This window comes from Methanothrix thermoacetophila PT (genome assembly GCF_000014945.1).
Lineage (GTDB): Archaea > Halobacteriota > Methanosarcinia > Methanotrichales > Methanotrichaceae > Methanothrix_B > Methanothrix_B thermoacetophila.
Genome location: NC_008553.1, coordinates 819,750 through 841,963, shown reverse-complemented (window position 1 = coordinate 841,963; position 22,214 = coordinate 819,750). Strand labels below are relative to the sequence as shown.

The window sequence follows — 22,214 nt, the reverse complement described above, 5'->3', positions numbered from 1 at the left end:
CTGCATGAGAGGTACTATGACAAGAGTGATGGCGACCGGTACTTTCGATATATTGCATCCAGGGCATCTTCTGTACCTGGAGCGCTCAAGAGCTCTTGGGGATGAGCTCGTGGTCGTTGTTGCAAGGGATATCAATGTTAAGCACAAGCCAAGGCCGGTCGTTCCCGAGGATCAGAGGCTGCGGATGGTCTCAGCTCTGAAGATGGTTGATATGGCGGTTCTGGGAAGCGTGACGGATATCTTCGAGCCTGTAAGGGCTCTCAGGCCGGATATAATCACCCTGGGCTACGACCAGTACATGGATGAGAACTGGCTTGAGGGGGAGCTCAGAAAGAGAGGTTTAATGGCAAGGGTTGTAAGGATCTCGGAACGGGAACCGTGCGAGCTCTGCAGCTCGAGGCAGATCGTGGAGAAGATCCTCAAGGAAAGATGCTAACAGATTGCGCAAGCGGTAGTTACTTATACCGATCGCTTCCTTCTGGCGCACGTATGGCCAGAGTTGCCGTTGGTGGAACATTCGACCCAATTCATGATGGCCATCTCGCTCTCCTGAAAAAAGCGTTTGAAGTCGCTGGAGAGAACGGGACGGTGGTGATAGCCCTCACATCCGATGAGATGGCGAGGAGCCAGAGGAAGAGGCCTGTGAGGGATTTCGATACCCGGCTGAAAAACCTCCGGCGGGTTCTGAAGGAGAAGCTTGGAGTGGATAGCTTCGAGGTGGAGAAGATAAGTGACGTCTTCGGATCTGCAATTGAGAAGGACTATGATTATATTGTCGTCTCCCCTGAAACCGCGCCGACCGCATGCAGGATAAACGAGATAAGGCGCGAGAACGGCCTGAGGCCTCTGAAGATAGTCCAGATCGAGTATAAGATGGCCGATGACAACATGAGGATCAGCTCCACACGCATCGCCGAGGGTAAGATCGACACCCATGGCAGGGTGCTGGTCTAGCAGGGATCCTGTCAGGTGCTTGCATTATAGAGTTCTCACGTCTTCAATAACAAAGTCATGCAAGCGTTGCTGAAAGCACCACTCGTTTTTCATCTGACAACCTGCAGCGTAGGTCCTGCCATGCGCCCATGGCGGACGAATCATACACGCTGATGCCTGAGCTTTCTGTAGATCTTCTTTGCAAGCCTCTTTGCCACAACATCGAATGGAGTTCTGCAGCAATCTATCCTCGTTCTGTTCTTTCGTATCTCATCCAGCACATCATCCTCGCTCGCTGCATTCAGGATTGTGACGCCCAGGCCGACCGTCTCTGCAACGTGGGCGTCGCTGCCCGCCACCATCGGTATGCGCCGCCTTCTGGCCTCCAGCATGGCTCTCAGATTTGATAACCCTAGGATGTATTTCGAGTTGCAGACCTCCACAGCATCCACAGGTGGTATTCTTCCTATGGAGTGTCTGAAGAGGTGGTAGGGATGCGGCAGTACCGCAATTCCCCCGAGATCATGGGCCTCCTCGATCGTCTCCTCAGGCGTGAGCCCCTTCTCAGGCATCTCATCAACACCGAGGACTATCAGATGACCCTCAGAGGTATCAATCTCAGCCCCTCTGATGATGATCATCTCCTTGTATCTCGATCTGCAGATCCTAAGCGCAGCCATCGAACCATCAAGCGTATTGTGGTCGGTCACAGCAATACCACCGAGACCCTTTCTCCTCGCAACCCTCACTATCTCCTCGACGCTCGCCCCGCCATCGGAGTATTTTGAGTGGATGTGGAGATCGAACCTCATACGTCCCTTGGATCTGTGATCTTTCCTGTGATCGCCGTGGCTGCGGCAGTTGCAGGCGATGCCAGGTAGACCTTTCCGTTTCTGCCCATCCTTCCCGGGAAGTTTCTGTTTGATGTGGACAAACAGACCTCTCCGTCGCCCAGAACTCCCATGTGTGCGCCAAGGCATGGACCGCATCCCGGCGGGCCGATCATCGCGCCGGCCTCGACAAGGGTCTCAATTACCCCAGATCTCAGAGCACCAAGATATATCTCTCTGGAGGCGGGGATCACAAGCGTTCTGATCTTAACCCTTTTGCCCTTCACGATCCGGGCTGCCATCTCCAGATCCTCCAGCCTTCCGTTGGTACATGTGCCGATGAATACCTGGTCCACCTCGATGCCTGCCAGATCCCTGACTGGATGAACATTGTCAACGCGGTATGGAGCCGCAATCATTGGAGGAATATCGCTCACATCGTACTCGATCTCTCTGTAGTATGATCCCGGGTCTGAGTGGATGTGCGTGTATGGACGTCTGGCTCTTCTAGCGAGGTATGCGTCGACGCTCTCATCCGGCGGGACGATCGCAGCCTTTGCTCCCATCTCAACACCCATGTTGCACAGAGTCATCCTGCCTGATATGCTCAGCCTCTCCACAGCCCCGCCGACGAACTCCACGGACATGTAGTTGGCGCCATCCGCGCCCATCTCCTTCACCACGAAGAGGGCGAGATCCTTTGCTGATACCATATCACCCAGAGTGCCCTCAAGGCGCATGCATATCGTCTCCGGCACTCTGAACCATAGCCTCCCGCGGGAATAGATCTCAGCCATGTCCGTGGCGCCCACACCTGTTCCGAATGCGCCGAGTGCACCATAAGTACAGGAATGAGAGTCGGCGCCCACGACAAGCGCCCCAGGAAGAGCGAAACCCATCTCGCAGAAGACCTGGTGGCATATGCCATGACCGCAGTCGTAGAAGTTCTCAATCCCCTGAGCCCTCGCCCATCTTCTCACCTCCGCCTGAAGCGTCGCAGCGGTCTCATTGTTTGCGGGCACGATGTGATCGAACGGTATTACTATCCTGCTTTTATCCCAGACCTTCTCTGACCCCATCTCCCTGAATGCCTTTATGGCAAGGACGCTTGTGCCGTCGTGCGACATCGCATAGTCTATCTCAGCATCGACAATATCTCCTGCCTCTGCCTCTGTTCCCGATGCCCTGCTGAGGATCTTCTCGCTTATTGTCGGCAGTGGACCACCCCACTGATGTTCTGCTGCAAAAGTAAATACGTTTTTGGCATTTCATGGTGGGCAGAGAAGAACATGCTCGATACATTGAGGTGAATTGCCATCTTGACAGATCTCTGGATGAACAACTACGATGATAGCACCCTTTGCATTTTTACTCCATCCCGATATCCTCGTCCTTGACAGATCTCCGGATAAACAACTACGATGATAGCGGCTTCACTTGATCTGTGACTCAAGTACGCTTACAATATCGAGCAATTACGAGAAGATATAAAAATCCGCAGGGAGATATGATGACCTGCGGATCTCATTGTGTACCGGTGCTCTCTTCCCTCAGCCTCTGAGCAGCCTCCAGGAGTGCGAGCCCGCTCCTGTAGGATGTGCCGGTCCGGTTGCTCACCGCGTATGCGAGGCTCTTGATGGACGGCATGCTCTCCATTGTAGATACATTTGTTGCGTTTGTTGCTGATATGTTGCCTGGCACCTCTCTGGGCAGCGTCCAGCCGCTGACCTCTCCGAATGGGTATCTGTCGATCGCACTCGCGCTTATCAGCTTCGCGAACCCCGTGCATGGCCGGCCTGTGCATCTGTGATCGCTCCAGTAGTTTCCGCCCTCATCGGGGCCCATGTCCCAGGAGTTGCCAAAATCATCGGACGCCTGCTCTTCATTGTCGATGAGGTTGTTGTGGTATACCCTGTTCTCATATGAGTTCGTCATCAGTATGCCCATCACGTTATTGGTGACGTTGTTTCCGTAGATGCTGCTCCTGTTGCTGTTGTCGAACCATATGCCCGCCTTTTTATTTCCTGAGATCGTGTTGCTGGCGATCTCGTTCTCCTCAGAGTAGTTCGACCTTATTCCGTACTCGCTGTTCTCCATCATGAGATTCCCTGATATCGAGTTTCTGTAGGAGAGGATCAGAGCCAGTCCGTTGTTCCCGTTCTTGTTCAGGCTGTTGTTCTGGACCAGATTGTACGCTGTGCCGCGCAGGAACATCCCGGTGTACTTTGTACCTGATGCTGTGTTCTCCTTGAGTGTGTTGTTTGTCGAATCAAGAAGACGGATTCCGCCGTATGTGCCTTTGAGCGTATTCTCCTCCACAGTGCTGTTTGTGATCCCGTAGAGGAAGAGCGCATCATGCGCTATGATATTTCGAGAGATATCGCATCTATCGCAGTATGCCACTGTCATGTGTGCAGCTTCGTGACCTGTGATATTGGCATTGCTCTGGTTGAACACGTACACCACAGGCATGCCATCTATCAGATTGGTATCTGATATGATGTTGGAATACGCCTCCCTCGTGCTGCCGTCGACGAACAGCCCCAGCTCAACATCTCTGATCTCGTTATCTCTGATGGTGTTGTTGAATGAATCGACTATCATCAGACCGGTTGTCACATTCTCGATCGAATTTCTCTCCAGGAGACAGGAGCTCGTTCCGACCAGGTCGATGCCATCGTTTGATGAGGATATACTGTTATCGGTTACAGTGCTGCTGCTCGTCGCGCCGAGAGCTATCGCCGTTCCGGTATTATTCACGGTACATCCGGAGAGCTTGATCCTGCTCGACCCCTCGATCACAATGCCACTGAGCGCATCGAAGATTGTGTTCGTAGCTACCACTGTGTCGGTGGAGTTGATCAGATGCACCCCCTCTCCAGCGCTGGATATGTTGTTCTTCTCGATGATATTATAATATGCCTCCTTTGAGATTATCGAGTAGTTGCAGCTCCTGATCTCATTGTCTATCACAGAGTTATCCCTTGCTCCCCTGTAAAGAACAATTCCACCTGTTGAGCTGTAAACCATGTTCTTCTCTATCCTGTTTGATCCTCCCCCCTCGATTAGGACTCCAGCGCGGTTCTCGCTGAGGGTGTTGCCCTTAATACTGTTCCCGCTCGATGTGAGCAGGATCCCAGCCTCTGAGTATCCGGTGATAATGAGCCCCTCCACCGTGCATCCCTCTGCAGCGATCCTGATTCCCACTGATCTGTCATCGCCCTTCAGTACGCACTCTCCTCTCTCTCCCAGTAGCGGCTTTATTGTCAGCGTTTTGTCCACCTGAACCTCCTCGCTGTACTCACCGGGCTTCACGTAAATTATATCACCATCTGAGGCAGCCTTGACAGCGTCACCTATGCTATCCGAATCCGCAAACCCATCATCGTCGACGATGTAGTTTCTGGATGTGCCAGTGGATGTCACAATGAGAATAACCACTACAGAGATGACCCAGATCCTGATCATGAATGTGAGGAGAGCATAAGTTCTTCATATACTTAATGAGTGAGTTGCTACGCGGCAGTGAGATGCTGTGCTCATCGGTGACAGAGAGTTGCAGGGCGCAAACCTGCCGAGATCGGCGATGTGATAGAGGTGCACAGTGGCGAGTACTGGGTATGCCTGAACATCACCACACTCTTTACCGTTCTCCGGGGATAGCTGGGTGGAATGTGTCTGCAAGATCACAGCAAATTTCGGCACACTGCCTTTTATGCTTGAATGCAGCCTTGCACAAAATTGTATTATATGTGTGTCCTCAAGACTCTCCTCATAACCACTGAAAATATGTCGCTGGATAATGATTTTCATGCAAGGGTATATCTCCTGCGAGCTCCTACAGGGATACATGCACGAACTCTTCAGATCGGTTCCAGCGGGTCGGAGAGACCCGGCCAGTGAGCGTTGCCCGCATCACGTGCTGATGGAGCTCAAGACCGCGAAGGAGATGCTCGCAGAGTACCTGGACGTCTGCCCCTCCGAGGTGGACATGATGATCAGAGAACGCATCGCGGAACGTGTCTCAGTGTTGCTGGCGAATGATCGTGTCTTGTAAACCCCACATAACGCACAATCTGCTGTAATACTGAAATGAAAAACTTTATTACTTATTAAGATTATCTTCTGATGACGCCCACGAGACGTCATTTTTACCTGCAGACGGTGGTTGATAGCAGTGAGCGATGCCATGAGGTGCTTGCAGCGGGGAATGCAAGCACCAACCTCCTCTCCTATGTGCACCGACACCCCAAGATCCAGAAGAGCATGAACCAGGCAGGAAAGTTGTGCGGAGAAAAGGAAAGGATGTGTGAGTCATGGCTGGATTGAAAGACGTTTTGTGCACTGCAATACTGATATCGCTTCTTCTGCCGGCAGTTGCAGAGGAGATACCGGTATACACGATAGCGGACACGACCGGGGACTGGGGGTACCCATCGCCGTACCTCCACTACTCCAGGGGTCCGGGTTACGTGCGGATGAGTTTCATCTTCGATACACTGGTCTGGAAGGACCAGAACGGCTTCGTGCCTGCGCTCGCGGAGAGCTGGGAGTATCTGGAGGGCGAGAACGCGTATCTCTTCAATCTGAATCCGAACGTGAAATGGCATGACGGTGAGCCATTCACCGCAAACGACGTTGTATTCACGATCAACTACATAAAAGATCATCCGTACCAGTGGGTCGACAGCAGCATTGTGGATAGGGCTGAGAAGATCGATGATCACACGGTGAAGATCTACCTGGCGAAGCCCTACGCGCCGTTTTTGGACCAGGTGGCTGGCACTCTGCCGATTCTCCCAGAGCACATCTACAGCGATGTGACAAACCCGGAGGATTTCCAGGATCCAAAGGCGCTTACAGGCACAGGACCGTTCAAGCTTGTCGATTACGACAAGGCCCAGGGGACATATCTGTATGAGGCGAACGAGGATTACTACCAGGGCGCTCCGAAGGTTAAGCAGCTGAAGTTTGTAAAGCTGAGCTCAGAGATGTCCGGGCCGGCGCTGAAGCGAGGCGAGGTCGATGCCACGGCAGTTCCACCAGAGGTCGCTGACGAGCTCAGGGGCAGCTTCGTCGTTCTCGAAGGCGCTCATGACTGGCTCGCGAAGCTGATGATAAACCACAAGAAGGAGCCGTTCTCCGATGTGAGGTTCAGGCAGGCTCTCGCATACGCCATAGATAGAGAGAAGCTCGTCGAGATAGCCCAGCGCGGATATGGCGTTCCTGCGAGCCCCGGACTATTCGCGCCTGACAGCGAATGGTGCAACCCGGATGTGGAGCAGTACGAGCATGATCCTGAGAAGGCCGGGGATCTGCTGAAGGAGATGGGGTATGTGAAGAAGGGAGATTTCTTCGAGAAGGATGGAAATACACTGGAGGTGGAGCTTCTCGTCACATCGAGCAATGAGCGCGCGGGCGAGATCATAAAGAACGACCTGGAGGAGGCTGGCATAAAGGTCAACATGCGCAGCGTCGACTCGAAGACACTTGATAACGCGGTCAACGAGTGGAACTTCGATCTCGCGCTCAGCGGCCACGGCGGAATGGGTGGAGATCCCGAGATACTCAATCGCATAATAGGCGAGGGATACACATTTTGCAGCGATCGATACATCGTGAACCAAACGCTAAACGATCTGCTGGACCAAGAGGTTGCTGAAATGAACCCTGACAGGCGAAAGCAGATTGTAAAAGAGATTCAGCTGGTCTACTCGCAGCAGTTGCCTTCGTTGCCATTGTACTATCCTGAATCTTTCTGGGCGCATAATGGCAAGGTCGATCTGTATTACACTAAGAGAGGGATCGCAAACGGCATACCCATACCGCTGAACAAGCTATTATTTGCGAAGTAAAATCTGAATAAAAAACACTCATGACCCAAGGTCACCCATGTGGATGAAAATAAACCTTTGCGAGAACCATTTTCATACCAACCAGGTGAATATCATATGATACTGCAACCGAATCAGCGAGAGAATGTGCTTCCACTGCCGGTAGTGCTGATCTCGACCGTCTCAAAGGATGGCATCAGGAACGTCGCTCCATGGTCTAACTTCACACCCATTTTACGCCCTCTGGATGAAGTGCTGCTCGCATCTTGGATTAAACGGGACACGCTGGAGAACATCCGTCAGACAGGGGAGTTTGTGGTAAATGTCCCGCGCGTCGGAATGGAGGATGCGGTTATCATCACAGCACACAGCACGTAACTATCCTCCTGAGGTGGATGAATTCGAGGAGGCACATCTTGAGGCCAAACCTTCTGTGAAGGTTAAGCCACCTGGTGTCGCGGGATCTATTGCATGGGCTGAGTGTGTTCTTTTGGAGGAGGTTGTGCGGGAGAGGTTTGTGCTCGTCATCGGCAAGGTCGTGCATCTTGAGGTTGATGAGAGATTCTTCAATTCAGACGGCGATATGGACTTTGAGAGTGCAAAGCCGCTTGGAGTGATGCTTGGAAGTGATGGTCTGAGGTTCACGTATCCGGTCTATTCAGGAAGATATGCGACTTACAGTGATATATTCCAGTAGTTTTCGCACCTCTAATTCAAGTCGCTGCCAGAAACTCATGAATAATAACAAAGGTTCATCTGGCCGAATCGTCGGAGAGGTAAACTCTGGTAACAACAACCAGAGGTAATTGACTTTGACTCTTTCCCCAAGGTACCGATCCGCCGAATCACCAGCATGGGGCAAAATAATATTGTTAACTGATGTGGAGGCGAGGCAGACATGAAGTTGAGCGAGGAGATCAAGCAGATGCTTGATGAGAACATAGTTTACCTGGCAACATCGACCAGGGACGGAAAACCAAATGTTGTTCCGATTGGATCGGCTTATGCGATCAGCGACAACGAAATTCTCATCCATGATATGATGTTCGTTAAGACCCGGGCGAATCTGGAGGCCAACCCCCAGGTAGCTATATCATTTACAGACACGAGAAGATGGGAGTCGTATCAGCTGAAGGGAACGGCAAAAATTTTCACCGAGGGAGAGATGTTCGAGAAGGTTCTTGAGATAATGAAGATCAAAGCGGAACGGCAGAAAGATCACATGGAGTCAATCAGCGATCAGAGAACTAAAGAGAGGATGCAACGAATGATGGAGCTCCATAAGAACCTGAAACCGAAAGCCGCAGTCCTGATCATTGTTGAGGAGATCTACTCGAACATGCCCGAGATATGAACCACGGAAGATCTTTTGCAGACGCAGTTCACGAATCGAGAGTCGATATGCTGAGATGCGGGGTACGGGATTCGAACCCGTGAACTCCTGCGAGACGGGATCTTAAGTCCCGCGCCTTTGGCCAGCTTGGCAAACCCCGCATGGTCCCACGGTTTATCTTTTGAAGATAAATATGTCGGGATGTTTGCAGGGACGTCTTGAGCAAACCCCACCTCGCAGGCGACAGCCCCTGCCGCTTCATCCGGTGGAAAACTCAGGCGATGGGTTCGGATCAGAGGTCGATGTCAGAAGCGACTGCTCTTTAGCAGTCGCTGTTTCTACTTCGTAGAATCACCTCTGGTTCGCGGCAGCATCATCCATCTCCTCAAGAATGACTGCAGCAGTATTTAGGCCCGAGCCCATGCGTATGAGCGATGCAACAGCCGCCGCCTCGATCATCTCCTCTCTGGTGGCGCCAAGCGCTCTCGCCTGCTCCATATGCCTTCTCGTGCAGTCCTCACACCTTATTGCCACAGAGCACGCTAGGGCTATCAGCGCCTTCTCCCTCGCAGATAACGCCCCATCCCCGAGGATCATGGACGCGAGCGATCTGAACGCTCTGCTCACGCCCGTGTCCACTGAGTCCAGAAATCTGTCTGCTCTCGCCTTTCGCATAGCAACCACCCACAGATCAGACAACGCAGCTCCACATGCTCCGAACCTGCTCTCCATCTGGCCTGTATCTAAGATTCGATACATTGGGGGATCAAAGAATATATACCTCCGATGCCGCCCCTCAACGTCGCAATTCTACGGTGTATCTCCAGACAAGCCGCTGGAGTGGATCCCATTCCAGAGGGGGCTCATCTGTCAAGTGCCTTTGCGGCTGCCGCAACCCCCTCTCCGGGTGCGTTGATCACTCCTTCTTTTGCGAGCACAAGCTCTAAAGCCTGTATGGTTCTCAGCACATCCCCCTCAGAGCAGACGCCCATGGTGCCTATCCTGAAGATCTTCCCCTTGAGCCTCTCCTGGCCGCCTGAAACTACGACGCCCTGCTTTTTCATTCCGCCCCTGAGCTTCTCATCATCAATCTCCGGTGGGATCTTCATCGCTGTAACAGTGTTCGAGTATCTGGAGTACTCGTTCAGGACGGGAAATAGCTCTATGCCCAGCGCGGATGCAGCGGCCCTGACCGCCTCAGCGAGCCTGGCTATGCGTGCCCTTCTGGCCTCGAAGCCCTCCTCCTCCGCCATGTGCAGAGCCTCCTGGAGCGCGTAGAAGAGAGGAACTGCGGGCGTGAAGGGCGTCTGCGTGGGCTTCTTTCTCACGCTTTTCAGATGCGCCCTCAGATCGGCGTAGTAGCCCCCTGAGCTCTCATTGAGCGCCTCCTCTGCCCGCTCGCTCACAGACACTATTGCCAATCCAGGAGGCACGGCAAGGCATTTCTGTGACCCTGTTATCGCTATGTCGATACCCCATTCATCGGTCTTGAACTCGTTCCCGCCGATTGAGGATATGCCATCAACGATGAATATTGCGTCATGCTTCCTGGCAAGTCTGCCTATCTCCCTTGCAGGATTGATTATGCCCACAGACGTCTCGTTGTGGACCATGGCCACAGCCTTCACACCCTCCTCAAGCGCTGCCTCCACGCGCTCGAGATCGAATGGCATTCCCCATTCGAAATCGACTGATATCGCTCTGCCGTATCTGTTGCCTATCTCCGTGAACCGCTCGCCGAACTTTCCGTTTGTTATCGTGAGTATCCTGTCATCACTGCCTATCAGCCCGCCAACAGCAGCATCCATCCCGCATGTGCCGGAACCGCTCATGACGACGATCTCGTTCTTGGTCTCGAAGAACTCTTGGAGGAGTTCCCTGCAGTCGTCGTATATCCTGCCAAACTCCGGGCTCCTGTGGCTAATCATCGGCTTCGACATCGCGCGAAGCACCCTTGGAGCGACCTTGACCGGGCCTGGAATCATAAGAAGCGTATCCTCTATATCCAATAGGATCACTCTCTTTCAGTTGCTTATACAGAGCTTGCTTTTAAACGTTGTGCAGTGCTCCAACTCTTTCTCACAAACGATGGCAGATCGCCATTCTCCTCAATCCATTCTTTCAGAAACCTCACTGTGGCTGGATCTGATGGGTAGCCGCTTCCGAGCGGGCGGCCAAGCGCAGCCTCCAGATCTCTTATGGATCTATCCCTGGCGACCTTTGCGATTATCGATGCTGCTGCGACCACAATGTGCTTCCTGTCAGCATTATGCTCCGCCAGGATATCTATGGGTTTGCCTGAGACCTCCCTTACCCTCTGAGCGAACCTCTCCGCGTTCACATCCGCAGCATCAAGAATGGCACGATCTGCCTGGAGTCTGGAGACAACTCTGGAATGAGCTCTGACCATGATCTCATTCATTGACATGACCATGCGCAGATCATCTATCTGCTGTGCGGTCACCTCCAGAACGAAGCTCTCTCTGGCTATGGAGAGTATCTTCCTCTCCATGGATTCTCTCCTTGTTGGGCTGAGAAGCTTGGAGTCCTTCACGCCACAGGCTGCAAGATCAAAGATGTCCTCTTCGCTGAAAACAACGCCAGCAACAAACATCGATCCGATGACAGGCCCCTTTCCTGCCTCGTCCACGCCAAGTATGAGCATCATGTACTGTTTTGGATGTTGTATTTCAAATCTTTGTGTCTAATACATTTACCTGTATCATGGGATAAACAGCATTTGGGGTGAGCCGCTGTTCCTCATGATAGTGACCATATGGAGTTAGAGGCGCCAAACTTTATGTGGTTCATCAGCGCAAGGGCAAGCACTCAATCCCCCCAGAACCTCTTTGTCCGGGCGTACTCCCTCTCAGCTCTGAGTATGTCCCTGTAGAACTCAAGCTCATCGGAGTGCATCTTTTTTATGACCCTGGCGGCTGTCTCAGGGCCGAGACCCCTGCTGGCAAGCGCGATGGCAGCAGTCTTCCCGTAGCTGAGAACGAGATTTGCGTTTCTGTAAACTCTCTTTGTGCGCCTCTTGTCCTCAGCGCTCTTCTTCTCCTCAGGCATCCTGACGATCTTTATTTCCTCATCCTCCCAGGGCTTCAGCGCTGCTATCATCCTGGAACCGCAGAGCGGACACTCAGGCCGGTCAGGCACCCTTCCGACCTCTCTCAAAGATCTCCATTTCTTGCAGCTGACGCAGAAGAGAATCACCCTGTCATGGAGTATCCTGTTCTTGAGGAGCTCTATAACAGCTGCATCAGCATACTCAGGAGAGATCAGGTCACGTCCACCTCCTCTCCCCGAGGAGCCTATCGGGCTCAGATCGCATGTGATCACCTGAATCTCCCCAGACACCATGCGATCCAGGATGTTTCCCGCTGTATCGACATCCAGGCGCTCTTGGTATATCTCACGGATCGCCTCTCTGTACATCGGTGTGTTCTCGAAGACCCCCAGCACCCTGACAAGAGATACCCTCTCGTAGTCTATGTCCTTTGAGAGCGAGCCGAACTTCCTCGCCACATGGATCATCTTCCATCTGAAGAGTGTGGTGTTCTTCAGGCTCAGCTCCAAAATCACTTTCATTTGAGCGGAGCTCAAATCGCTGATGACATTCAGCAACTCCTCTGCCAGCATCCTCTTAGGTAGCGTCAGCTGTATCCTGTATGGGTCGATCTCCATGCCGACGCTGGAGCCGAAGCGCGTCGAGAGTATCGCGGTTATGGCCCTTCCAAACGCATCATTCGCTCTGTGGCCGATGCACGAGTTTATCACCGCAAAAGAGCCGTCAGATTCGATCGTCACAGTTTTGTCATCAGGAACAGCACAGCCTGCAGCAATCTGATGCTTTATCTGATCGACTAGCTGCTCTGCAGCCTCCCTGTCCACAGGATAGCGTGCCAGAAGCCAGCGGATCGCATCCTCCTCTCCGTGCTCCTCCAGCTCCCTCGCCAGGTGTGACCTGATCTCTCCAACCTCCTGCGCCACGCCGTACGGCACAGGTATCTCCTCACCGCTCCAACTCGGGATCTCCCCGCTCCTCTGGATCGGCACGACCTTTATGGTATCATCCTCTATCTCGACGATCTCCCAGATCTCTCCGCGGGTGACGAACGTCGCTCCTGGACTGGCGAAGCTTACAACAAAAGCCTCGTCGAGAGTCCCTATCTGACGCCTGGAGACCATATCGTAGACATCGTAGCGTTTCTCGTCAGGTATCATCGAGAGGTTCTCGAAGTAGTATTCCCAGCCCCTGCGCCTTCTTTTTATGATGCCGTTCTCGACGTTGCACAGCCTGTTTCCTCTCAGCACATCAAGCACGCTGAGCATTTCATCCATGCTGAGATCCCTGAAGGGGTACGATCTTTTCACTATCTCAAATGCTCTCTCGATCCCTATCTCCCCAAAGTCCAGGGAGAGGCCGATAAGCTGGTTCGCCAGGACATCCAAGGGCGTCTCGTGTATCCTCACCTCTTCAAGCTCACCGGTTGATGCCCGCCGGGCGATTGCGCATGCCTCGGCGATATCGTCGGGGCATGTCGCCAATATGGTGCCTGAGGAAACCCTGCCGATGCCGTGGCCTGATCTGCCAACACGCTGGATGAGCCTGGAGACCTCCCTGGGCGAGCTGTATTGTATAACATGCTCCACATCGCCGATATCGATGCCGAGCTCCATGGAGGACGTGCATATCAGGCCGCGGAGATCTCCGCGCTTGAATGCATCCTCTGCATCCACTCTGGCCTCTCTCGATAAGCTGCCGTGGTGGACTTCGATCGGCTCTCCGAGCATCTTCAGCCTGAATCCGAGAACCTCTGCGGCCTGTCTGGTGTTGACGAAGATCAAACTCTTTTTTAATCTAACAAGATCTCTTATGCACGATATGTGCGCTGCAAGCGGCGGCTCGCATCCGAGCTGGCCTGCGAGCGCGTGATCACCCCGCCCCGGGCGGGGCGCCACAACCCTGAAATCCACGAGCCTCTCCACATCAGCCCTGAGGATCCTGCAATCCCTGGACATGCCGGTGAGCAGCTTTGCTACCTCCTCCGGCGAGCCAACGGTGGCTGATAACCCGATCCTCTGAATCTCGCCCGCAACCTCCACAAGCCGCTCAAGGAGGACTGCGAGCTGCGATCCTCTCTTGGATGATGCGAGCTCGTGGATCTCATCCACTATCACCGTCCTGACGCTCTTCAGGTTCGATCTGAGCCTCTTTCCTGTCAGCATGACCTGGAGCGTCTCCGGGGTTGTTATGAGGAGATCCGGCGGCGATCTGCTCTGGCTGGCGCGCTCTCCCTTCGTCGTGTCTCCATGCCTGACCGCTATCTTCACTCCCAGCGCGTCGCTCCACTCTTCCAGCCGCCTCAGCATGTCTCTGTTGAGCGCTCGCAGCGGAGTTATGTAGAGGGTTTTGATTCCCGGACCGTCGATATCCATGATATTATGGAGCACAGGAAGAACTGCTGCCTCTGTCTTTCCGGATCCTGTTGGTGCTATGAGAAGAACATTGTTTCCGGCAAGGATCTCGGGTATCGCCATCCTCTGCGGCAGAGTCGGCTCGGAAAAACCCATCTGTTGAAGGTTCTCCCTGATCGTGGGGCTCAGCAGATCGAAGACATTCACAATGAATGTGGTTCAAGCGCCCACCAGATATATTCATTGCGTGCCGCGTGTCGGCATCCTATGGCTGGCATCGTTGCAACTGAAAAATACGTGCTCTTTTTAACCGGGAGTTGCCGTGGAGGCAGCTGATTTTCTTTGCTGCAGCCCACAGGCTGTTTTACCTCTGGTTGGGAGCACCACAACCTGCATCAGATATATGTATCCGAATAAGAGCTGAGGCCAGAAATCCGAACCTTACCGCCTTCCGCAGGTCGGAAACACCTTATCTTCATTCGGACAGGTCCCACCTGATGATCGCGCTGTGTTGAATAATTCGAAGCCTTGTGGCCGATGGCTATCGATTCTTACTAAAGTCTCATGTTATATTAGCTCTCTGCTATTGGATTTCCTAACATTATTCAACACAGCAGATGATCGCAAAGCTTTATTTCCATTTGGAGTTTGTTGCAGTTCCAGTACAGGGAGCTGTCAGCAGACCGGCACCATCTGGTTCGATTCGGCGAATGATATCCAAAAATTCACCATACGATGCAGATGAGTTCTCGCGAGAGAACTAAATTAAAAAATATAAATATTACTTAAGTATTGCCGACCTTATGAAAAATAAATTTACAGTAATGTTCTGTATAGCTGCTGCTTTACCGTGGCATCTCCACTGGAAATCAAGGGGTTAACTACCAAAATTTCTGATCTCCCTCTCCCCCATCCCGATCAGAATTGACATCTTGGTTTTAGAAGATCGTGTATATTAAATTTGCCTGAGATCACAGGGACGTGTCCGGATAAGAGATGAATTCAGAGATCTCTGGCTTACTCATTGTGGATGGAGAAGACACTCAATCCTTATTCGGACACGTCCGATCACAGAGACCGGTCTGAATGAGGATTATGCGTTCGCTCTTATCCATATGATAACTTGCCCAAAGGGGCACTGGTCATGGTATGCGTTTGTGTCGAATGGATAAGTGCTTTCACCAACCACATCACATGCTGCACAAGCTGCTGCACACAGATCGCATGCGTTTTCGACCTACGGAATGCGGTAAGGTTCCGATTTCTCGTCCAGCTACTATCTGGGAGAGGTTCGATTACAAGATTTCCGCCAGTTCGCATCCATGGAGATTATGAGTATATCGACATCAGATCTTTAAGACTGCAGCCCCCTGCAGCCTGCCTGCCCTCAGCAGATCCAGGGCCACATTCGCCTCATCGAGCCCAAACTCCTGGATCTCTGTTCTGATGTGGAGATCTCTGGCGAGTGAGATGAACTCCTCGCCATCCCTTCGGGTGAGGTTTGCAACCGACCTGATGCTTCGCTCCTCCCAGAGCATGCTGTAGGGAAAGGATGGTATGTCTGACATGTGAATCCCACCGCAAACAACAGTCCCTCCCTTAGATACAGCTCTGAGGGCAGCCGGAACGAGGGAGCCGACAGGAGCGAATATGATCGCAGCGTCCAGCTCCTGAGGTGGCATCTCATCTGATCCCCCAGCCCATGCAGCGCCGAGTGAGAGGGCGAACTCCTGCGCCTCCAGGTCTCCTGGCCGTGTGAACGCGTAAACATCTATACCCTCGAAGAGAGCGACCTGCGCGATTATGTGAGCGGCAGCCCCAAATCCGTATATACCCAGCCGCTCAACGCCGGGCTTCGAGAGGGCGAGTCTGTATGATCTGTATCCGATCAATCCGGCGCAGAGCAGGGGCGCTGCTCTCAGATCATCGTATCTCTCTGGGATGGGGAGGCAGTAGCGCTCGTCTGCAACTGTATACTCTGCATATCCACCATCGATCGTGTATCCGGTGAACCGCGCGTTATCGCATAGGTTCTCCTCTCCACGCAGGCAGTACCTGCATGATTCATCTGTGTATCCGAGCCATGGAACTCCGATCCTATCACCGGTACTGAAGCGCTCTGCATTCTCTCCTTTCGCCACGACCCTCCCCACGATCTCGTGGCCTGGTATGAGAGGTAGCTTCGGTTCGGCGAGCTCCCCATCGAGTATGTGGAGATCGGTGCGGCAGACGCCGCATGCGCTCACGCTGATCAGGACCTCCCGCTCGCCAGGGGTGGGTATCTCAACCTCCCGCAACCTCAGAGGCTCACCTGGTCTCTCAAGCAGCATGGCTCTCATGGATAACATTTTAGATTCACCTCATTTGCGTGACCTTCTCTCCGGCCTGAATGCCGGAGTTCGCACCCTCCTATCCCTTATCAACTGCAGGCTCAAATGCTTTCATCTTTTTGGCATGCCTTTTCTGCCGCATGCATTTTTATGGATGCCCTGAATAAATATTGAACCCGTCTCGGGATATCTGCAGCATCGATACATCACCTTGTGTGCTGATAACTCTTGGGTGCCGCTGCCGCACAGCAGATCTCTGGTTCAGGATTTTTCGAAGTAATTTCGGGAAGATTGGGACGTGTCCGAATAAGAGGTTGGAGCCAGAAATATGAGCCATACCACTCTTGTTTGTCATAAGCACTCTATCCTTATTCGGATAGGTCCGAAGATCACGCCGTAAACTATAACATGAAAAATGATTCGCTCTTATCCATATAATGACTTTCCTGGAAAGAGAATGGCCCTGGCATGCGTTCTTGGAGAATGAATGAGTACTTCCAGCAACCGGACTACATGTCCTCTAAGTTGCTGAACACACAAGAGCGAAATGATTATGCTGCTATCATATTGAAACTTGGAGAGTACGACGATGGGACGGCAAGGGATCTTACAGGTCGTCTCAGGAAGATGAAGGTCAGGGTAGATATCAGGCTCTCGATCAGGCAGATGTGAAAAATCAAAACCGTACTCCAGGGACGGTTCAGTGAGCTGAAAAACGAGCTTGAGGATGAGATACTCATCAGAAGATATGAGCACTACCTTTAGGCAGTTCGGAAGACATTTGCTGAGGGGCCTGCACCAGAAGAGTTTTACAAAAAATACCTGACACATGCGGTTCCAGAATGGGTTAAACTCGTCGAGAAGATTGGGGCGCTTGTGATAGAGAAGACCCGCCAAGAGGAGGTCTCAGAGGAGGCATCTTCCGCACCAGCATCTCAAGAAACAGCTTCTGAGCAGGCTGACAGAGCTCTCTGCTGAGAAGGCCTCGCCTGAAGCCGCCTCTGTTGAGGATGATGTGGATGGGGAGCCCGACTTCAACGTCTTTGTGGATAAAGAAGATGCCACGGAATTCCTGGCATGCGTTTTCTCACTGAACGATCTGGAGATGGATGAAGACCCTGGAGATAAGCTGGGTGATCCCATAGTCGCAACACCTGTTGAGGCAGGTGGTTATCCGGAGCATCCGCTGCTGCGAACAGATATATCTGTGAAGCTGGGGAGAACATATGGTCTTTACATAGATGAATGATCTCTTCTGACATCTGAGGATCCTGGTGATGATTTCTTCGATGATTATCATAAAGAGGTACTTCAGATCATCGCAATTCAGACAATTCTGCATAATCTTACGGAGCTGCCACCATCAGGCAAGGCTGAAATCGATAGCTTCGCGCAAATGTGCGGCGTCACTATGGATATGGATAGAGGCATCTTTGACGTCGATGCATCTGGTGTGGCAGAGGATCTGGCGAGGATCCTTGAGAAAAATGGTGTGGTAGAGATAAAGGGTGATACAATCCGCTGGAAGAAGACGTGATCAGCGCTTCTGCCCCCTTCTCCTCTTCGGGGAGAGTGCTACAGATACCAGGAATATCGCAACGCTCATTATCGCGATCGAGCTACCCACGGGGATATCGAGACAGAGGGATGCAGCTAATCCTGAGACGCTTGCTGCAAGCCCTATGAGGGGAGATATCAGCATGATCCATCTCATATCGTGAGAGAACTGGTACGCCGAGGAGACCGGATTGACCATCAGTGCGAATATGAGCAAGCCGCCGATGAGCTTGAGCGAGACCGAGACGGTTACACCACAGAGAAATAGAATTGCATAGTAAAACGGTTTTGTGTTGATACCAGACTCCTCTGCGAGCTTTCTATCCAGCATTATCGCGAAGAATTCCTTATAAAAGAGAAATATCACCAGCAAGAGCGTCAGCATAAGAACGAGGAGCCTGATGATGTCGGCGGTTGTTATTCCCAAAACACTTCCCCACAGCACTGAAAGAGCGGTGCTGCTCACCACAGACCCTGGGGCGATGCTGAGAAACAGCAGAGCCAGCGCCATCGTGAGGGAGAACATGGTCCCCAGCACTACATCGGCCTGCAGCCTGGCTTTATCCGAAACCGGTCCGAGGATGAGGGCAACAGCTGTTGCCATGCCCAGCGCCAGAGCGAATGGATCCTTGGATATGGCCAGTCCGAGCGCGGCGCCTGCAAAGGCGGCATGAGACATGCAGAACCCCATCGATGAGAGGTTCATTCGCACAATGAACACGCCTATCATGGAGCAGACGACGGCTGCAAGAGATGCCCCGACGATCGTGTTCATCACAATGCTCGATGGCAGCATGAGCTAAGCCTCAGCAAATGCATCTCTGAACGTCCTGGAGGGGAGCATCACATCAGGATGCGCATCGCCGATCAGCCGGCCATCCTTCAGCAGGAGTATCCTGTCGCAGATATCGGGCACGTGAGCTGTATCGTGTATGACCATGACCGTAGTGAGCTTATTCCTCGTATGAAGGGTGCATATCTTCCTCGATACATCTTCCACCGCTCTGCAGTCCAGGTTCGAGTATGGCTCATCCAGGAGGAGTATCCTGGGATTCTTTGCGAGAAGCCTGGCCAGAAGCACCCTCTGCGTCTGTCCTCCTGATAGCTTTCCTATCGGCCTGTCCCAGAGGTGGTCGACCTCCATGAATCTCGCAGCATCCCTTGCTGCATTCCAGTCATTCCTTCCCGGTCTTCGGAGCATGCCGATCTTTCCGAATCTTCCCATTAGCACGACGTCCCTCACGAGATATGGAGTGTCCTCAGGGAACGTCTTGGCCTGGAGCATGTAGCCTATGTCCTTTCTTATCTCGGGGCCGTGCCTGCGGGCGTCCCTTCCAAAGACCTCGACCCTTCCGGTCGATGGAAGTATTCCATTTATCGTCTCTAGGAGCGTGGTCTTGCCAGCGCCGTTCGGGCCCATGACGCACACCATCTCGCCCGCGCCGATCGAAAGCGTGATGCCCTTCAGGGTGGAGTTCTTCTCACCATCATAGAATGTGTGCACGTTCTCGAGCCTGATCAGCATATCCACCTCAGAGCCTTTCGATGATCGAGTCCAGTGGCATTCTCGATATCTTCCAGGAGAAATCCTCGAGCTCATCATGCGATAGCTTCGAGATCTTCTCAGCGATTGAACCTCTGACCCTGAAGCTCACGGTCCTGCCGTTTGAGGAGAACGTCGCCTCAGGCACTCCATCCTGAAGCACGGAGATGTTTCCTTTTCCAAGCGTGCAGCCGGTGGATATCTGGATACCATCTGCCAGACACGATACCGGAGGTCTGCTCCCGGACCGCACAACAGCGCTGATATCCTTGTGTCCACGAGAGCCGAGCTCGCTGAGGGCAGCGAGCCCCATCCTTATGCCGAGAACGAGAAATGGACCCAGATGGCCGTGAAACTCCGTACCGCGCTCGATCATATTATCAAGAGATACAGTATCTGGATTGATCGTGTACATCTTCAACACAATCACCTTGTAGATCTGACATGATATTATCAAATGCAGAGAAATAACTTGATTTGTGATATATATCTTTTCAAGTAACAGTGTTAAGATGTTTATATTCAGTATTGTATTACCACAGGGCGACCCTCATTGAAACTTAAGAGGAGGTACAGGTGTGTACTCGCATCATTGAGATTGCGGATGATCCTGCATGATCCGCGATCTGTTATGCAAGTGAACGTCGATTTCAGTTCTATTCAGTAATCCGATCCCATGCCGAGGTATATTCCAAGTTGTGTTTTGTAGTGGCCTGAAGCTTAAGCCGGAAGCTTAATATTCCGCTCTGCATCGATCTCGGCTTATGATCATCCACTGGGCAGATGTGATTGCAGAGAGGCTCAAGGACCATGGCCCGCACACATTGGCCACAGGCATAACGCCATCCGGGCCGGTGCACATAGGTAACTTGCGCGAGGTCATGACGGCTGACGCTGTTTACAGGGCTCTTGTAGACAGAGGCGTGGAGGCGAGGCTGATTTACATAGCTGATACATACGATCGCCTGCGGAGGCTCTATCCATTTCTGGATGAGAGCTTCAGGGAGCACGTGGGCAAGCCTTTATCTGAGATCCCGTGCCCGGAGGGGTGCTGCAGCAGCTACTCAGAGCACTTCCTGCAGCCGTTCCTGAGAGCGATGGATCTTCTGGATATAAAGCCTGAGGTCTACAGGGCGGATCAGCTCTACAAAGAGGGCGTTTATCTCGATGCGATAAAGACCGCGCTGAAAAAGAGGGACGAAATCGCGAGGATATTGAAGGAGGTCTCCGGCAGGGATGTCTCGCCGGGCTGGAGTCCTTTCGATCCGATCTGCAGGGACTGCGGGCGCATGAACACCACCAGGGTGACAGGATTTGATCTCGATTCCGAGAGGGTTGATTACGTATGCGAGTGTGGGTCCACAGGAAGCGTGAGCATGCGTGGTGGCGGCAAGCTGGTCTGGAGGGTCGACTGGCCTGCACGCTGGCATATCCTCAGGGTGACCGTTGAGCCCTTCGGAAAGGATCATGCGACTGCAGGCGGATCTTACGACACAGGAAAGAGGATCAGCGAGGATGTTTACAATTATCCTGCCCCGTATCCGATCGTCTACGAGTGGATCCATCTCAAGGGAAAGGGGGCTATGCACAGCTCCACAGGGCTTGTTGTGACGGTCCAGGAGATGCTCGATGTCGTGCCGCCAGAGGTCCTGCGTTACCTCATAATCAGGACGAAGCCAGAGAAGCACATAGAGTTTGATCCAGGGCTTCCGCTCCTCACCCTTGTGGATGAGTTCGACCAGAGGAGGGGTGATGCAAGAGCGCTGGAACTCTCCTCGATAAGGCAGAGCGAGCCCTTCACTATACCGTTCAGACATATGGTGACGGCCGTCCAGATCGCGAGGGATGACGAGGATCTCCTTCTCAAAGTTCTGGAGCGGAGCGGCTATGAGACGTCGCGCAGGGATGAGATACTCGCGCGCGCCAGGAACGTGAGGATCTGGCTGGAGCGGTATGCTCCTCCGTTTGTGAAGTTCGATGTGAAGGAGGATCTCCCTCAGGCGGTCAGAAACATATCCCCAGAGGAGCGCAGAGGCCTTGGCATGCTGGCTGAGAGGATCGAGGGAAAGAGCGCGCAGGAGATCCATGATGAGATATACGCAGTTGCAAATGAGCTCGGCCTCGATCCTAAGAAGTTCTTCCAGGCTGTGTACCTCGCATTTCTCGGTGAGCGTCAGGGGCCGAAGGCAGGGTGGTTCATCGCAAGCCTCGACAGGGATTTCGTCAAACGCAGGCTCATCGAGGCGTCTGTTGCGTGAGCGCGCGGTTCGTTGGAGCGCAGCTCATGCCTGCAGGACGACCTCTGGATAACCACATGATGTGCTGAAATGGTTGTCAATCGTCTGCGTCATAACAGACGCGGGTCTCCGGACAGATATATTCATCAAATCTTACAATCCATTCACGTATAATCCAATCAGCTGGAGCGATCGG

General features: G+C 52.8%; 22 protein-coding genes and 1 tRNA gene. 11 read left to right on the top strand and 12 right to left on the bottom strand.

The genetic code is table 11. The annotated features are described in order from the left end of the window. Window positions 1-16 precede the first annotated feature (16 nt). Together MTHE_RS04075 and MTHE_RS04070 are read left to right on the top strand one after the other, a co-directional pair. Window positions 17-436 (top strand): FAD synthase, encoded by a 420-nt coding sequence (locus MTHE_RS04075; RefSeq protein ID WP_232840902.1) that lies wholly within the window; start codon window positions 17-19, stop codon window positions 434-436. Between the two features lie 53 nt (window positions 437-489). Further along, on the top strand, window positions 490-954 hold the full coding sequence (locus MTHE_RS04070) for a phosphopantetheine adenylyltransferase (protein WP_175265776.1): 465 nt from the start codon (window positions 490-492) through the stop codon (window positions 952-954). Between the two features lie 140 nt (window positions 955-1,094). On the opposite strand, the gene MTHE_RS04065 is transcribed toward MTHE_RS04070, so the two are convergent. The 3 genes from MTHE_RS04065 to MTHE_RS04055 all read right to left on the bottom strand — a co-directional run bounded on the left by MTHE_RS04065 (window position 1,095) and on the right by MTHE_RS04055 (window position 5,231). Beyond that, window positions 1,095-1,745: a PHP domain-containing protein gene (locus tag MTHE_RS04065; protein ID WP_011695974.1), complete on the bottom strand. Its 651-nt coding sequence runs from the start codon at window positions 1,743-1,745 to the stop codon at window positions 1,095-1,097. Then, a complete protein-coding gene (locus MTHE_RS04060) occupies window positions 1,742-2,980 on the bottom strand; it encodes a 3-isopropylmalate dehydratase large subunit (protein WP_175266026.1) in 1,239 nt (412 codons plus the stop codon). Before MTHE_RS04060 ends, MTHE_RS04065 begins: the two co-directional genes overlap by 4 nt. A gap of 307 nt (window positions 2,981-3,287) precedes the next feature. After that, window positions 3,288-5,231 (bottom strand): NosD domain-containing protein, encoded by a 1,944-nt coding sequence (locus tag MTHE_RS04055; protein ID WP_011695972.1) that lies wholly within the window; start codon window positions 5,229-5,231, stop codon window positions 3,288-3,290. 382 nt (window positions 5,232-5,613) lie between these two features. Here MTHE_RS04055 and MTHE_RS04050 point away from each other — a divergent pair, with 382 nt between their 5' ends. From MTHE_RS04050 to MTHE_RS04035, 5 genes are all read left to right on the top strand, one after another. Then, a complete protein-coding gene (locus tag MTHE_RS04050; protein WP_175265775.1) occupies window positions 5,614-5,820 on the top strand; it encodes a hypothetical protein in 207 nt (68 codons plus the stop codon). Between the two features lie 259 nt (window positions 5,821-6,079). Beyond that, window positions 6,080-7,618: an ABC transporter substrate-binding protein gene (locus MTHE_RS04045; RefSeq protein WP_011695970.1), complete on the top strand. Its 1,539-nt coding sequence runs from the start codon at window positions 6,080-6,082 to the stop codon at window positions 7,616-7,618. 96 nt (window positions 7,619-7,714) lie between these two features. Beyond that, complete coding sequence (locus tag MTHE_RS09180) at window positions 7,715-7,975, top strand: flavin reductase family protein (protein ID WP_235619491.1); 261 nt, start codon at window positions 7,715-7,717, stop codon at window positions 7,973-7,975. Continuing rightward, entirely contained in the window at window positions 7,920-8,294 is a 375-nt protein-coding gene (locus tag MTHE_RS09175) for a flavin reductase (protein WP_235619490.1), read from the top strand. Before MTHE_RS09180 ends, MTHE_RS09175 begins: the two co-directional genes overlap by 56 nt. Window positions 8,295-8,501: 207 nt before the next feature. Next, window positions 8,502-8,951: a pyridoxamine 5'-phosphate oxidase family protein gene (locus tag MTHE_RS04035; RefSeq protein ID WP_175265774.1), complete on the top strand. Its 450-nt coding sequence runs from the start codon at window positions 8,502-8,504 to the stop codon at window positions 8,949-8,951. Between the two features lie 56 nt (window positions 8,952-9,007). Here MTHE_RS04035 and MTHE_RS04030 read toward each other — a convergent pair. The 6 genes from MTHE_RS04030 to MTHE_RS04005 all read right to left on the bottom strand — a co-directional run bounded on the left by MTHE_RS04030 (window position 9,008) and on the right by MTHE_RS04005 (window position 16,690). Further along, window positions 9,008-9,091 (bottom strand) — tRNA-Leu (locus MTHE_RS04030). A 190-nt stretch (window positions 9,092-9,281) separates the two neighbouring features. After that, a complete protein-coding gene (locus MTHE_RS04025) occupies window positions 9,282-9,605 on the bottom strand; it encodes a carboxymuconolactone decarboxylase family protein (protein ID WP_011695968.1) in 324 nt (107 codons plus the stop codon). A 188-nt stretch (window positions 9,606-9,793) separates the two neighbouring features. Further along, complete coding sequence (locus MTHE_RS04020; protein WP_011695967.1) at window positions 9,794-10,939, bottom strand: pyridoxal-phosphate-dependent aminotransferase family protein; 1,146 nt, start codon at window positions 10,937-10,939, stop codon at window positions 9,794-9,796. A 23-nt stretch (window positions 10,940-10,962) separates the two neighbouring features. Next, a complete protein-coding gene (rnhB, locus tag MTHE_RS04015; protein ID WP_011695966.1) occupies window positions 10,963-11,598 on the bottom strand; it encodes a ribonuclease HII in 636 nt (211 codons plus the stop codon). A 161-nt stretch (window positions 11,599-11,759) separates the two neighbouring features. Then, window positions 11,760-14,558, bottom strand: coding sequence for a DEAD/DEAH box helicase (locus tag MTHE_RS04010; RefSeq protein WP_011695965.1), 2,799 nt, complete (start codon window positions 14,556-14,558; stop codon window positions 11,760-11,762). Window positions 14,559-15,697: 1,139 nt separating this feature from the next. Then, a complete protein-coding gene (locus MTHE_RS04005; protein WP_175265773.1) occupies window positions 15,698-16,690 on the bottom strand; it encodes a zinc-dependent alcohol dehydrogenase family protein in 993 nt (330 codons plus the stop codon). Between the two features lie 474 nt (window positions 16,691-17,164). Between MTHE_RS04005 and MTHE_RS04000 the strand changes: the two genes are divergently transcribed. From MTHE_RS04000 to MTHE_RS09210, 3 genes are all read left to right on the top strand, one after another. Next, window positions 17,165-17,353, top strand: coding sequence for a hypothetical protein (locus MTHE_RS04000; RefSeq protein ID WP_175265772.1), 189 nt, complete (start codon window positions 17,165-17,167; stop codon window positions 17,351-17,353). 343 nt (window positions 17,354-17,696) lie between these two features. Next, complete coding sequence (locus MTHE_RS03995) at window positions 17,697-17,930, top strand: hypothetical protein (RefSeq protein WP_011695963.1); 234 nt, start codon at window positions 17,697-17,699, stop codon at window positions 17,928-17,930. A 162-nt stretch (window positions 17,931-18,092) separates the two neighbouring features. Next, window positions 18,093-18,218 carry a hypothetical protein gene (locus MTHE_RS09210; RefSeq protein WP_268741199.1) on the top strand — a complete coding sequence of 42 codons (126 nt, stop codon included), beginning with the start codon at window positions 18,093-18,095 and terminating at the stop codon, window positions 18,216-18,218. Here MTHE_RS09210 and MTHE_RS03990 read toward each other — a convergent pair whose 3' ends face one another. The 3 genes from MTHE_RS03990 to MTHE_RS03980 are packed head-to-tail and all read right to left on the bottom strand — an operon-like array spanning window position 18,219 to window position 20,238. Then, window positions 18,219-19,034 carry a metal ABC transporter permease gene (locus tag MTHE_RS03990; RefSeq protein WP_011695962.1) on the bottom strand — a complete coding sequence of 272 codons (816 nt, stop codon included), beginning with the start codon at window positions 19,032-19,034 and terminating at the stop codon, window positions 18,219-18,221. It abuts the gene before it with no gap. 3 nt (window positions 19,035-19,037) lie between these two features. Continuing rightward, complete coding sequence (locus MTHE_RS03985) at window positions 19,038-19,763, bottom strand: metal ABC transporter ATP-binding protein (protein ID WP_175265771.1); 726 nt, start codon at window positions 19,761-19,763, stop codon at window positions 19,038-19,040. Window positions 19,764-19,770: 7 nt separating this feature from the next. Next, window positions 19,771-20,238: a formylmethanofuran dehydrogenase subunit E family protein gene (locus tag MTHE_RS03980; RefSeq protein ID WP_232840901.1), complete on the bottom strand. Its 468-nt coding sequence runs from the start codon at window positions 20,236-20,238 to the stop codon at window positions 19,771-19,773. A 307-nt stretch (window positions 20,239-20,545) separates the two neighbouring features. Between MTHE_RS03980 and lysS the strand changes: the two genes are divergently transcribed. After that, window positions 20,546-22,039: a lysine--tRNA ligase gene (gene lysS, locus MTHE_RS03975; protein WP_011695959.1), complete on the top strand. Its 1,494-nt coding sequence runs from the start codon at window positions 20,546-20,548 to the stop codon at window positions 22,037-22,039. The last annotated feature ends 175 nt before the right edge of the window (window positions 22,040-22,214 follow it).